At 66.0% G+C, this 13,449-nt stretch carries 10 protein-coding genes and 1 pseudogene; 2 read left to right on the plus strand and 9 right to left on the minus strand.

From position 1 onward, the window contains the following. From ACIQ6O_RS05900 to uvrB, 6 genes are all read right to left on the minus strand, one after another. Positions 1–202 (minus strand): single-stranded DNA-binding protein (locus ACIQ6O_RS05900; RefSeq protein ID WP_396206855.1); only part of this gene is annotated, 202 nt, incomplete at its 3' end. 116 nt (positions 203–318) lie between these two features. Further along, positions 319–801 carry a ribosomal protein S18-alanine N-acetyltransferase gene (rimI, locus tag ACIQ6O_RS05905; protein WP_396206856.1) on the minus strand — a complete coding sequence of 161 codons (483 nt, stop codon included), beginning with the start codon at positions 799–801 and terminating at the stop codon, positions 319–321. Positions 802–829: 28 nt separating this feature from the next. Beyond that, positions 830–1,546 carry a tRNA (adenosine(37)-N6)-threonylcarbamoyltransferase complex dimerization subunit type 1 TsaB gene (gene tsaB, locus ACIQ6O_RS05910; protein WP_396206857.1) on the minus strand — a complete coding sequence of 239 codons (717 nt, stop codon included), beginning with the start codon at positions 1,544–1,546 and terminating at the stop codon, positions 830–832. A 59-nt stretch (positions 1,547–1,605) separates the two neighbouring features. Then, positions 1,606–3,084, minus strand: a complete 1,479-nt coding sequence (locus tag ACIQ6O_RS05915) for an HD-GYP domain-containing protein (RefSeq protein WP_396206858.1) — start codon at positions 3,082–3,084, stop codon at positions 1,606–1,608. A 33-nt stretch (positions 3,085–3,117) separates the two neighbouring features. Next, on the minus strand, positions 3,118–3,603 hold the full coding sequence (gene tsaE, locus ACIQ6O_RS05920; RefSeq protein ID WP_396206859.1) for a tRNA (adenosine(37)-N6)-threonylcarbamoyltransferase complex ATPase subunit type 1 TsaE: 486 nt from the start codon (positions 3,601–3,603) through the stop codon (positions 3,118–3,120). Next, on the minus strand, positions 3,593–5,692 hold the full coding sequence (gene uvrB, locus ACIQ6O_RS05925) for an excinuclease ABC subunit UvrB (RefSeq protein ID WP_396206860.1): 2,100 nt from the start codon (positions 5,690–5,692) through the stop codon (positions 3,593–3,595). Before uvrB ends, tsaE begins: the two co-directional genes overlap by 11 nt. A gap of 194 nt (positions 5,693–5,886) precedes the next feature. On the opposite strand from uvrB, the gene ACIQ6O_RS05930 reads away from it, so the two are divergent. Beyond that, positions 5,887–7,917 (plus strand): methyl-accepting chemotaxis protein, encoded by a 2,031-nt coding sequence (locus ACIQ6O_RS05930; protein ID WP_396206861.1) that lies wholly within the window; start codon positions 5,887–5,889, stop codon positions 7,915–7,917. A gap of 69 nt (positions 7,918–7,986) precedes the next feature. Here the strand turns inward: ACIQ6O_RS05930 and ACIQ6O_RS05935 are convergent, their stop codons facing one another. Further along, positions 7,987–10,164 (minus strand): RelA/SpoT family protein, encoded by a 2,178-nt coding sequence (locus ACIQ6O_RS05935; RefSeq protein ID WP_396206862.1) that lies wholly within the window; start codon positions 10,162–10,164, stop codon positions 7,987–7,989. Beyond that, positions 10,161–10,874, minus strand: coding sequence for a DNA repair protein RadC (radC, locus tag ACIQ6O_RS05940; protein ID WP_396206863.1), 714 nt, complete (start codon positions 10,872–10,874; stop codon positions 10,161–10,163). Before radC ends, ACIQ6O_RS05935 begins: the two co-directional genes overlap by 4 nt. Before the next feature lie 115 nt (positions 10,875–10,989). Between radC and ACIQ6O_RS05945 the strand changes: the two genes are divergently transcribed. Then, positions 10,990–12,510, plus strand: coding sequence for a pyridoxal phosphate-dependent decarboxylase family protein (locus ACIQ6O_RS05945; protein WP_396206864.1), 1,521 nt, complete (start codon positions 10,990–10,992; stop codon positions 12,508–12,510). Positions 12,511–12,559: 49 nt separating this feature from the next. Here the strand turns inward: ACIQ6O_RS05945 and ACIQ6O_RS05950 are convergent. After that, positions 12,560–13,449: pseudogene (locus ACIQ6O_RS05950) on the minus strand (hypothetical protein); the annotation flags it as partial.

Raw genomic sequence — 13,449 nt, forward strand, 5'->3', positions numbered from 1 at the left:
CGAGACCAGTCCCGCGCCCGCTGTTCCACACGACGCAGCGGTGCCACTCCGTCTTTTCCTGCTTGTTCCCGCTCTGGTCGGTCCACTGGCGACCCGTCGCCAGCGAGAACGTGGCCACGCGGCCACCGGTGCCGACCGTGCGGACCTCGGGCTCTCCCCCGACGTTGCCAATAAGAATGGCCTTGTTCAGGCTGCGGCTCACGTTGCCTCCTCGATTTCGAATGAACGACGTAGTGTGTGGAGCTGAATGCGGACCACGGGATAATACCAAGGCCCCGGCGCACCTGTGTCATCCAAAAGTGCGCGGCTGGGCCAATCCTACGCCGAGGGTCCGACAGTAGCCGGATGAGTCCGGCGAAGGACCAGCGCGTCTTCGGTGGGATGCTGATAGTAGCTGCGCCGGCGCCCCACCAGGCGGAACCCCCGGCTTTCGTACAGCGTCCGAGCGGCCTGATTGGACGTGCGGACTTCGAGATAGACCGCCGAGCTGGCCGATGCGTCCGCAGCGATCAGGGCATCATCGAGCAGACGCCCTCCCACCCCACCCCCCCGCACCTCGGGGGCGGTGCAGATGTTGGCAATCTCGCCTTCGTCCGCGGCACGCAGCAGCACACAGTACCCCTGCACCATCGACGCCGTGTCCTCGGCAACACGGAGCCTCGCGTATCCGCGCCCGAGCAACTCATGAAAGGCACCCGGCGTCCACGCATCGCTGAATGATTGCTGCTCGATTTCGGCGACCCGAAGCACATCGGCCACCGTCATATCCCGCAGCGTCACGGAAACGCGCACCGGGGTCATCTGCCCTCCGACAACGTCCGCCACGGCGTCAGCCACGTACGGCCGGCGTGTCCGGGAGCGCCATACCGAAGCGCTCCTCCCACTTCACCTGCGCCTCGGCGAGACGACCGTACTCCGGCTCCCACACATCGAGTGCTACCGGATGTTCGCGCCATGCCCCGCCCGCACGCGGAAGGTGCTGCACGCCGGGGGTGACGGCCGGTAGCTCGTCCGTAAAGGGAGAGGCCAGCACGCCGGCACGACGGTAGCCGGGCACGGATTCCGCGAGCATCGCGCAGGCGACACGAGCGAGCGGGCCCGCCGTGAACACCATGCCGCTCGCGTCGGTGTGCACCGGCAAGACGTAGCGCTCGCCACGCAGGGCGTCTCCGTGCACGACCAACCCGTTTTCGACTGCCTCCGCCGGCCACGGATCCATCGATGCTGCTGCGATGAGCAGCGAAGGGACCGCAAACAGCGCGGCACCACTTCCGTGGGCGAGCCCCTTGGCCAGTGCGGCCGCGATCCGCAGTGACGTGAAGCTGCCGGGCCCCGCACCGCACACCACGGTCTCGAGCGCGCGCGGCTCCAACCGGGCCGCGTGCAGCACCCGCTGTATGGCCGGGAACAGGCGGTCGTCCTGGCCAGCCCCCATGAGCACTGCCTCGTGAGCAACCAGCGCACCGTCACACCACACGGCCACCGAGCCGGCGGTCGTGGACGCTTCGATGGCAAGCAGGGGGGCGGAAAACGAGAGTGACGGCACTCCCAAGTCTATCGCTTTTGCCACGCAATTTCACCGAGCCGCCCCCAGAACGGGACGGCTCAGGCCACCCGGTTTGCGGCGGGCCCGAAGGGCGTCATCGGCACGAGCTGCTCCAGCTGCTCGAACCCGTCTTCCGTCACACGCGAAAGCGATTCGAAGGTGCCATTCTCGGCCAGGGCGACGGCCGCGTCGAAAATCTCGGGGTCGAATGCCGTGCCCCGATCGTTGCCCATGATGGCGACGACCTTCGGCACGGGCAGCCCCTCCCGATATGGCCGAGTGGCCGTAAGCGCCTCATAGACATCGGCCACGGCGAGGACCCGTGCCATGTAGGAGAGCTGCGCCGCGGGCAGGTTCCACGGATACCCACGGCCGTCCAGGCGTTCGTGATGCTGCGCCGCCTCGTGCGAGAAGTGCCGGAAGGCACCCACATGCTGCAGGATCTCCAACGTCCACGTCGGATGCCGGCGAACCTCGGCGAACTCCTCATCGGTGAGCTTCGCCGGCTTGTCGAGAATCCGGTTCGACACGCCCAGTTTGCCAATATCGTGCAGGAGGCCGGCCCGCAGCATGTCACGATGCACCGCGGCATCCGCACCCATCGCGCTCGCGATACCCACGGCATACCGCGCCACATTGCTCGAGTGCTTTGCCGTGAACGGGGTCTTGGCGTCGATGACCGCCGCGAACGCGAAGGCGATGCGATCGAGGCGCTCGTCGGTGGCGACCAACGGCGTACTGCCCGGCTCGAGCGCCAGCACGGCCTCATCGAGGCGATTGATGTCGGCAAGACGGCCCCACCACTCCCGATCATTACGCCACGCCGTGATGATGTCCACGAGGCGCGGGTCGAACCAGGTACCGCGGCGCTTGCGTGCCATCTCCAAGGCCGGTGCCGTCCCGAGTTCGCTCCAGTATGCCTCGACAGTTTGCGCGAGCAGGATGATGCGGGACAGCAGCGGGATTTCCTCGCCGGCAATGCCGAACGGGTGCCCGAGCCCGCACCAGTGCTCGTCGACATACAGAATGGCTTCCGACGTCGCCCGCGGAAATCCCAGCACGCTCGCGATCTGCGCCCCGCGCTCGCAGCGCGTCTGAATGATCTCGCGCGTGAGCGACGGTGTCTTCGCGACCATGAGGAAGTGCCGGACGCGATGGATGGGATTGAGGCCCACGCCGCAGCTGGCAGCCGTACGCATGGCGAGCTTCCAGCGATCGTGCCAATCCACCAGGCGCATATTACGCTTCAATTCCTGGTCGGGACTGCCGAAGAGCGCCGACATGCGCGCTGCATTGCTGGAACAGCCGGAATCCTTGAGCAGCGCCGCATAGTACAGCGCGCCAAGCAGCTCCCGATCGAGCCCTGCCTCTTCTCCGAGCCGCATGGCCAACACGGTGCTGCGCAGTGTGTGGCCCGGACGCTGCCCTTCCGTGAGGTCGAGCGCGTACGTCAGCGCGGCAATGACGTCGGCGAGACGTACCACGCCCGACTGTGCAGGGCTGACCGACTGGAGTGTACGTGGAGTGAGTCGTTGCACGGAGACGGGAAGCGAAGAGCGAAGCCGCAATCGTCAGCGCGCGAGCGGTGACGTGACGTGCAGGTGCCGGCGGGTCGTATTGTCGGGATCGTGGGAGAGCGTGATGCCGATCGTGTCGGCCGGCAGGGTGTGGGAAGCCCGTTCCGGCCACTCGACCAACAGGACGGGAGCCGTGGCGACCAGTTCATCCCAGCCGAGTGCCTCGAGTTCCGCATCGCTGCGCAGCCGATACAGATCAACGTGAACCACCGGACCGTCCGGCGCGGGATATTGCTGCACGAGCGAGAACGTGGGACTGGTCACCGCATCGAGATCGGCCACTCCGATCCCGGCGCAAAGGGCGCGCGCGAGCGTGGTCTTCCCCGCCCCGAGATCCCCTTCGAGTGTGATCACCACCGGGCGCGGCAGCACGGCGCCAACGGCACGCCCCCACGCCTCCAGCGAGTCACGCTCGGGCGCCCGCGGCGAACCACGGGAAAGCAGATGGGCGAGTTGTTCCCGCATTGGGTCAGCGCCCACGCTTTCCTCCGGGGCGGCGGAGGGGGGCACTACCGGGAGGACGCTTGGGCGCCGCCGCGTTCCCGCGTGCCTGTGCCGGCGCCTGACCGAGCGCCGTCCGCACCTCGAACAACTGGTCGCGCAACCGCGCCGCCGCTTCGAAGTCGAGCGCCGTGGCGGCCTCACGCATCGCGATCTCGAGTTCTCCCACCAGCTGCTCCAATTCGTCACGCGAGCGCGCGACATTCTCGCTCGGCAACTTCTTCGGGACGGGCGCCTCCCCGTCACGTTCCACACGGGCGTCGGCGACGCGCGTAATGAAGCGCACCTCGTCGATGCTCTTCGTCACGCCCTTCGGCACGATCCCGTTCGCCACGTTGAACTCGTGCTGCATGGTACGGCGACGCGTGGTTTCCTCCATCGCGCGCTGCATGGAGCCGGTAATGCGATCGGCGTACAGAATGGCCATGCCGTGCAAGTTGCGCGCGGCCCGACCGATGGTCTGAATGAGCGACCGATCACTGCGCAGAAAGCCTTCCTGATCGGCATCGAGAATGGCGACGAGCGACACCTCGGGCATGTCGAGCCCCTCGCGCAGGAGGTTGATGCCCACCAGCACATCAAACTCGCCCAGTCGCAATCCGCGTACGATTTCCATGCGCTCGATGGCGTCGATGTCACTGTGCATGTAGCGAACGCGTACGCCCATCTGCTGCAGGTAGTCGGTGAGATCCTCCGACATGCGCTTCGTGAGCGTAGTCACGAGAACACGCTCCCCCTTGCGCTCCCGCTGCCGGATTTCATGCAGCAGGTCGTCCACCTGTCCCTTGACGGGACGCACCTCGAGCACCGGATCGAGCAAGCCGGTGGGGCGAATGACCTGCTCCACCACCACGCCTTCGGACAACTGCAACTCGAGTTCGCCGGGCGTGGCCGACACGCTGATAAGCCGCGGGACCAATTGCATGAACTCGTCGAACACCAGTGGCCGATTGTCCAGCGCACTTGGCAGACGAAACCCGTAATCGACCAGCGTAAGCTTGCGCGCCCGGTCACCGTTGTACATGGCGCGTACCTGTGGCAGCGTCACGTGCGACTCGTCGACCACTACGATGTAATCATCGGGAAAGTAGTCGAGCAGACAGGCCGGCCGCTCCCCGGCGTTGCGTCCGCTGATGTGCCGCGAGTAGTTCTCGATGCCGGCGCACGTACCGATCTCGGCGAGCATCTCCAAATCGAAGTTCGTGCGCTGCTCGAGGCGCTGGGCTTCGAGCAGCTTGCCCTGCATGCGCAGTTCGGCGAGTCGTTCGCCGAGTTCATCACGAATGGCCTTTGACGCCCGCTCGATCGTGGGCCGGTTCGTGATGAAGTGCTTGGCGGGATAAATCGCCATGCGCTCGAGTGTGGCGATGGTGTCGCCGGTCGTCGGATCGATCTTGCTGATGCGTTCGATTTCGTCGCCCCACAGCTCGAGACGCACCGCCTGCTCCTCGTAGGCCGGGTAGATCTCCACGGTGTCGCCGCGTACGCGGAAGGTGCCGCGATCGAACGCCACATCATTCCGCAGATACTGAATCCCGACCAGCGCCCGCAGAATGTCGTCGCGCGCCACCTGCTGGCCACGCGCCAGCGACACCATCCGCTCGCGGTACGACACCGGATCACCGAGGCCGTAGATGGCCGAGACGGTGGAGACGATCACCACATCCTCGCGCTCCATGAGCGAACTCGTGGCGCGCAGGCGCAGACGATCGATATCCTCGTTGATGCTCGCGTCCTTCTCGATGTAGGTATCACTCGAGGGGACGTACGCTTCCGGCTGATAGTAGTCGTAGTACGAGATGAAGTACTCGACCGCATTGTTGGGAAAGAACGACTTGAGCTCCCCATAGAGCTGCGCCGCGAGCGTTTTGTTGTGCGACAGCACGAGGGTGGGGCGTCCCCAGTCGGCGATGACATTCGCCACCGTCATCGTCTTGCCGGACCCGGTGACGCCCAGCAGGGTCTGGTGTCGGTCACCGCGGCGCAGCCCCGCGGACAGCTCGCGGATGGCGCGTGGCTGGTCACCGGCCGGGGCAAAGGGAGACTGCAGTCGAAAGAGAGAGCCCATCGCAGGTAATCTAGCAATATCGGCTTCTATTCGGTATCACGCCGATAGGACCGCCGTTCCGGATTAAAGGCTTTTCATATCAATCCCGACAATTCGATTCGGCAGCGTGCTCCCCTACTCCCCGGCATGCTTCGATCGCAGTACATCCGACGCCGATGATGGCGGCTAGAAGGCCGACGCTTTGCCACATTCCCATGTCCGTTCGTAGCTCCGGCGTGCAGCACGCCCTGTTCGATCGTCCCCTCACGTTCCAACTGTGGGGCACCCTCGTCATCGTCTTCAGCGCTGGACTGCTCGCCACTACCGTTGCCCTGTTCGCGCTCCGTGGCGTGAGCCGCGATGCGTTGGCCCTGCAGGACAATGCCATTGCTCCGCTCGCGACGCTTGGCGATCTGCAGGAGGAAGTCCAGAAGGTGCGGGTGGCGTATCGCGACGTGGCCTTCGATCGTGAGCAGCGCGATGTGGCCCGCACTCGTCTTGAGAGCAGTCTGCAAGTCGTCGACTCGCTCCAGAAGGAACTCGGCAAGCGTGCCGCGGATCCCAAGATCGCCACCGCGGTCACGAATTTTGGAGCGGGATGGCGCAACGTATCGGAACCCCTCGGTCGGTTTCTTGCGGCGGTAGACGCACAGAACGATTCATTGGCCTTCGATATCCTGCGCACGGATCTCCGCCGTGTCATGGGCGCCGTGGAAAAGGAGCTCGCAGCGTTGGCCGCGCTCGAAGTCGCCGCGGCTGCCGCGTTCGCGAAGAACACCGAGCGTGCCGTGAGCTCAAGCACGCGGACGGCGCTCCTCGCGCTCATTCTTGGCGTGATCGTCGCCGGTGCCGTAGCGCGACTCGTGCTTCGGCGGGCCACCACGGCCATTGCCACCGTCAGCCACCGTCTGCGGGCCTTTGCGACGGAAGGGATGGCCAGCCTCGAACGGGCCACTGAATCCCTGGCAGCCGGCCGGCTCGACGTCAGCGCGGACGTAGATGTTACTCCGATTGCGGTCAGTGGCCGTGATGAACTCGGTGTGCTGTCGCGGGAGCTCGAGGGCGCCATGCAGCGCACCCACACTGCCATCGCGTCCTACACGAAGGCGGTGGGAACACTGCGAGACATGCTGGCGGAGACGCAGCAGCTCGTGACTGCCGCGCAGCGTGGTGATTCAACGGTTCGCGCCAACGCTGGCCGCTTTGACGGCGCGTACCGCGCCCTGCTCGAGGGATTCAACGACGCGCAGGATGCGTCGCGCCGGCCGGTGGCGGCCGCTCTCGAGGTGCTCGAGCAGGTGGCGCGCTATGACCTGTCCGTGTCCGTGCAGGGAGAGTTCGCAGGGGATCACGGACGGCTCGCGCAGGCGATCAATGTGGCGATCGCCAACGTCGGTGAGGCGTTGCATGAGGTCGAAGTATCGGCGGAGCAGATTGCCGCTGCTGCGCATCAGGTCAGTGGCGGCAGCCAGCACCTCGCCGACTCGGCCTCGCAGCAGGCGGCGTCGGTGGAGGAGATCACGGCGGCTGTGCAGGAGCAGTCAGCGCTGACGGCACGCACCGTGGTGCGTCTCGACGATGCACGACAGCTGGCCCGCGATACGCGTGAACGTCTCCGTGAGGGGACACACGCGATGCATGGTCTCGGGGAGGCGATGGAGCGCATGACGACATCAGCGGAACGCACGGCGAAGATCGTGAAGACGATCGACGAAATCGCGTTCCAAACGAACTTGCTCGCGCTCAATGCCGCAGTCGAAGCCGCACGTGCCGGAGACGCGGGCCGAGGATTCGCCGTGGTCGCTGACGAAGTCCGCCAGCTGGCCGTCCGGGCCGCCAGTGCGGCGCAGGAGACCGCCGACCTGATCAACCAGACCGTCACCACCGCGCGTGAAAGCCGCGCGATCACCGGCGCCGTGACCGAACGGCTCACGAGCGTGGATCACGACGTGGAGAAGGTCACCTCTGTGGTCGAGCACGTGGCCGATGACTGCTCGGAGCAGCGGCGCCAGATCGAGGAGGTCACCCGCGGCGTGTCCAGCGTGAGCAATCAAACGCAGCTTGCGGCCGCCAACGCCGAAGAAGCCGCCAGCGCCTCGGAGGAACTCAACTCCCAGGCCGCGAGCATGCGTGCGCTGGTGAATCGATTCGTCATCGGCGACGCGGACGGCGAGCCCAGAAACGCCGCCCGCCGCGAACCGCACCGCGCCCCCCAACGCCCCTCTCTCGAACGCCGAGCAAGCTGATCGCCGGCGACCTGCCTACGCCTCGCTGCCACCCTGTGGCGGCGAGGCGTACGGCATTCCTGCCGATGCCTACTCCTCGGCGGTGATCTTCTCGCGACGACTGACGACGGCGATGCCTTTGACCCGTCGGGCTGCCTTGATGATACGCTCAAGGTGGGCGAGGTTCTCGACCTCCACCATCGCGGAACCAGTCACCTTGCCGTCGGTGGTCTTGAGTTCGAGACTCTTGATGTCGGTACCCGTCGCACTCACCGCCGCCGCCACGTCGGCGTACAGCCCGCGCCGATCGTTGCCTTCGAGCGCAAGACGCACGACGAAACGCTCGCCCGCCATCTCCTGCCAGTCGATCTCGAGCCGTCGCTCCGGTTCGTGGGCAAGGAGCAGCAGGTTGGGGCAATCCCCGCGATGGATACTGACCCCACGACCACGCGTGACATACCCCACCACGCGATCACCCGGCACGGGCTGACAGCACTGCGCATATCGCACGAGGAGACCGTCGGCCCCCTGAATGCGGATCCCCTTCCCCGACCCCGTGACGCGATTGACGATGCGCTCGAATGTGCTCGGCTTCGCCGGCTCCGGCGGACTCGTGTCGAGCAGGGGGTGCAATAGCTTGAGCACCTGCAGGACATGCACGTCGCCGGCCCCGATGCTCGCGATCAGATGCGCGGCGTCCTTGAGCTTGAGCAGCTTGGCGATCGGATAGAGATCGGCATCATCCGCCTTGGGCAACCGGCGACGGCGCAGTTCGCGCTCGAGGATCTCGCGGCCGAGGCGCATGGCCGACGAGCGCTCTTCGAGCCGCAGTAACTGCCGGATCTTGTGGCGCGCCTTGCCGGTGCGCACGTGGGCGAGCCAATCACGACTCGGCTTCGCATTCGGATTGGTGAGAATCTCCACCGTTTCCGAATTCTTGAGCTCCCGTGACAGCGGCGCGATACGTCCGTTGACTTTCGCCCCGGCGCAGTGCGCACCAACCTGCGAGTGCACGGCGAACGCGAAGTCGAGCGGCGTCGCCCCCTTCGGCAACTGAATGACGTCGCCGGTCGGCGTGAAGACGAAGATTTCGTCCTGATACAGGTCGAGCTTGAGGAACTCGAGGAACTCACCCGGCGTCTCGGCATCCATCTGCAGCTCGAGCACCTGACGGAACCACGCGAGCGCCTTATCGAGCTCCCCCGCACCCTTCGTGCCCTCCTTGTACAGCCAGTGCGCCGCGATACCGAAGTCGGCGGTCCGGTGCATGTCCCGCGTGCGGATCTGGATCTCGAACAGCTGTCGCCCGGGGCCGAACACCGTCGTGTGCAGCGACTGATAGCCGTTGCTCTTGGGCTGGGCGATATAGTCCTTGATCCGTTCCTGCACCGGCGTCCATCCGTCGTGGATGACGCCGAGCGCGTGATAGCATTCGAGAACGTTCGGGACGATCACGCGGATGGCGAGCAGATCGTAGATGTCCTCGTAGGGACGGTCCCGCTGCTGCATTTTCTTGTAGATCGACCACAGGTGCTTGGGACGCCCCGTGACTTCGACGTTGGCAATGCCGGCGTCGGTGAGCCGCTTCACGAGCGGCTCCTTCATCTGACTGATGAGCGCCTCACGCTCACCGCGCTTGGCCGCCACCATCTTGGCAAGCGATTTGTACGCCTCGGGCTCGAGATGCTTGAACGCGAGATCCTCGAGTTCCCACCGAACCTTCGCCATACCGAACCGGTGCGCGAGCGGCGCGTACAGGTCACGAGTTTCCTGCGCGATACGCCGCCGCTTCTCGGGCGCCAGCCAATCGAGCGTCCGCATGTTGTGCAGACGGTCGGCGAGCTTGATGAGGATGACGCGGGCGTCCTTCGCAATGGAGAGCAGCAGCTTGCGGTAATTCTCCACCTGCCGCTCTTCGCGCGACGACATGGGCAGGTTGGCGATCTTGGTCAACCCGTCCACGATCTGGGCAATTTCACTACCGAACTCTCGCGCGACATCCTCGACCGTGATGTCGGTGTCTTCCACGATGTCGTGGAGCAGGCCGCAGGCAACCGTCGTCGTATCGAGCTGCAGATCGGCGAGGATTCGGGCCACTTCCACACAGTGCGACACATAGGGCTCGCCGGAGTGGCGGACCTGTCCGGCGTGCGCGACGTCGGAGTACTTGTACGCGCGCACGAGCATATCGTGGTCGAGGCGCTCGTACGCGCCATCGGCCCCCGACCCGAATCCCGGAATCATCTCGTGCAGCGCGATCGTCGTCACAACAGTCCTGCCTCCGCAAAGCTTACGTATCGTCCACGCCCCACGATCACGTGGTCGTGCACCGGAATATCGAGCAGACGCCCGGCGGCCACCAACTGTTCCGTCACCGCGCGATCTTCCGCGCTCGGCGTAGGATCGCCACTCGGGTGATTATGCACCAGAATGACGGCGGCGGCCCGCTCCGCGATCGCTTCCCGGAACACCTCCCGCGGATGCACCAGCGACGAGTTCAGCAGCCCCCGCGTGACCAGCACATCCCGCTCGAGGCGATGCTGCGCATCGAGGATAGCGACATGGAACTCCTCCACGGGCAGATCCTGCAAGCGCGGCGCGTAGGCCGAGGCCACATCACGCGGACCACGCAGCGGTTGTCCGGCTTCCCGGGCTTCACCGGCCATGCGCCGCCCCAGCTCGAGCGCCGCATGCACGGCCGCCGCCCGTGCTCGTCCTACCCCACGCACCCGGGTGAGTGTCGCCAACGGCATTGACGCCAGCCGCCCCAGCGATCCGCCACTCTGCTCGAAAATCACCTGCGCACAGGTCAGCGCCGACGCTCCCTGATTACCGGATCCGAGCAACGTGGCCAACAACTCGGTCGTGCTCAACGCCTGCGCCCCGAGCAGCCGCATGCGCTCGCGCGGCCGCTCGGTCGCAGGCATTTCCTTGATCTTAAGACGGGCCCCGCTGGGCTGGCTAGTCGAAACCGACATGAATGCTCCGTGTGGAAATACGGCGTGTGCCCCCACAGTAGGCCCGCCCCTGCCCGTACGCGTTACCGCGATCGTGCACATCGGCTCAAACGAACGCAGTGCGTATCTTCCCCGCATGTCCACAAACCACCCCTTCACCCCGTCCGTCGATCGGGCAACCTTCGACCCCACCACCCCACAGGCGTGGGAGTCGTTGCGGGCACTCGGTCATCGCATGCTCGACGACCTCATCGACGCGCAGCAGGGGTTGCACGCGTCTCCCGTGTGGCAACAGGTCCCGCGGGCGGTGCAAACGGAGTTCGAGACGTCCGGCCCACGCGATGGAGTTGGCGCGGACGCCGCCTACGAGCGATTCCTTACGCAGGTGCTGCCTTACGGACTCGGCAACTGGCACCCCAGGTTTTTCGGATGGGTGCAGGGCAACGGCACGCCGCTAGCGATGCTGGCCGACATGCTCGCCGCCGGGATGAACCCGCATCTTGGAGGATTCAACCAGGCGCCGGCCATGATCGAACGACAGGTCGTGCGCTGGTTCGGCGAGTGGCTGGGCTTTCCGGAAGCGAGCGGGCTGTTCGTGACGGGCGGGACGATGGCCAACGTGCACGCCCTGGCGTGTGCGCGCATCACGATGGCGCGGCGACTCGGGCGCGATGCACGGCGTGACGGGGCACAGGCATGGCCCGGAGAACCGGTTCCGTCACCATTCGTGTTCTACGGGTCGTCGGAGACGCATGGCTGGGCCCACAAGGCCGCGGAATGGCTCGGGCTGGGTGACCGCGCGTTCCGCGCCGTTCCGGTGGACGCCGACTATCGCGTACGTCTCGACGCGCTGCAGGAGATGATCGAGACCGATCGCGCGGCGGGGCTCCTGCCCTTCTGCGTCATGGGTACCGCCGGCACCGTAAACACCGGGGCGACGGATGATCTGGCGACGCTGGCGGAGCTCTGCGCCCGCGAGCAGCTCTGGTTCCATGTCGACGGCGCGTTCGGCGCATTGGCCGCGCTTTCACCACTGGTGCGCGATCAGGTTGTCGGCATGGACCGCGCCGACTCGGTGGCGTTCGATCTGCACAAGTGGGGCTCCATGCCCTTCGAGTGTGCCTGCGTGCTGGTGCGCGATGCCGCGGCGCATCACTTGGCGTTCCGCAACTCGGCCACCTATCTCGCGCCCGGTGAGCGCGGACCGACCGCCGGCGGCATGTACTTCAACGAACGCGGACTCGACCTCACGCGAGGGTTCAAGGCGCTCAAGGTGTGGATGCAGTTACACGCCGACGGCGTGAGCCACTTTGGGCGCGTCATTACGCAGAACGTGCTGCAGGTACGACAGCTCGTAGCGAGGATCGATGCAGAGCCGGACCTCGAGCGACTGGCCCCAGCGCCGTTGAACATCGTGTGCTTCCGGTATCGGCCAGCCGCGATTAAGACGGACGAGGAGGCGCTGAATACGCTCAACCGCGAGTTGTTGGCGCGGCTTCAGGAGAGCGGGGTGGCGCTCCCGTCGAGCACCATGCTCGGCAGCCGCTTCGCGATTCGGGTGGCCCACGTGAACCACCGCACGCGTGATGAAGACATCGCGATTCTGGTCGATACGGTGCTCGACATCGGGCGCCACCTGCACCGCCCCGCGTCCTGAAAAAAGAACGGGGCGACCGTTCTTGGTCGCCCCGTGATGCCTCGCACGATCAGTTTCCACCGGATCCGCGCGGCTTCGCGGTACGGCCGCCATCGTCGCCACCGGACGAACCGCCGGAGCTGGCACCGCCGCCCATCACACCACCACTTCCACCACTCGAGGGCGGCGAATAGGTACCTGGCGTAAGGGGCTGCGACGACGGAATGTCGCGGGTGTATCCACCGCCGCTTACGGCGCGCCCACGGACGGTTCCCCCGCCAACGTCGCCGCCGGCACTACCGCTCGGGATGATGACCACGGGGCCACCGCCGTAGTACACGCCGTTCCCCCAGCCACCGCCCCAGCCACCGCCCCAGCCTCCCCCCCACGGCGAATAGGCATTCCAGCCGAGGCCGCCCACGCCGAGGCCGTAGCGATAGGGGTTGAAATAGCCGAAGCCCCACGGATCGAGCATGCCGTAGCGATAGCCGAAGCCCCATGCACCCATACCGCCGGGACCGTAGCAGAAATCATCGAGCAGTTCGCAGCGCGACCGCATCGCCGAGCTCCCTCCGCGACCGGTGCGCAGGGCGGCGATATTCGGCCCCTGACTCACGCCGCGGGCGTTCATCATGGCAGGCCCGATCTGGAACCGGTCGGGATTGGCCAGGGCCACCATGACATCGATGACGCGCGGCGGTACGCCGCCGTCCGCGAGCTGCAGCAAGGTCTTGGAGTCGAGCGCGATGCGCGGCCCGAGTTCAGTGAGCCAGCCCTCGGCCAGGCTCGTGGGCACCATCTTCGCCACGTCCATGACATCGGCGACCTCGATGGGACCGCCGGCCGCCAAGCGGAGGGCGCGCGTCGACCGGATGCGTCCCATCGCCACGCCCGCCGGCTGCACACTGTCCCCTTCAAAGCGGAAGCGCGCCACCGTGGTGGCTTCGTTCTTCCCGACCG

Source organism: Gemmatimonas sp., assembly GCF_044345575.1.
GTDB lineage: Bacteria > Gemmatimonadota > Gemmatimonadetes > Gemmatimonadales > Gemmatimonadaceae > Gemmatimonas.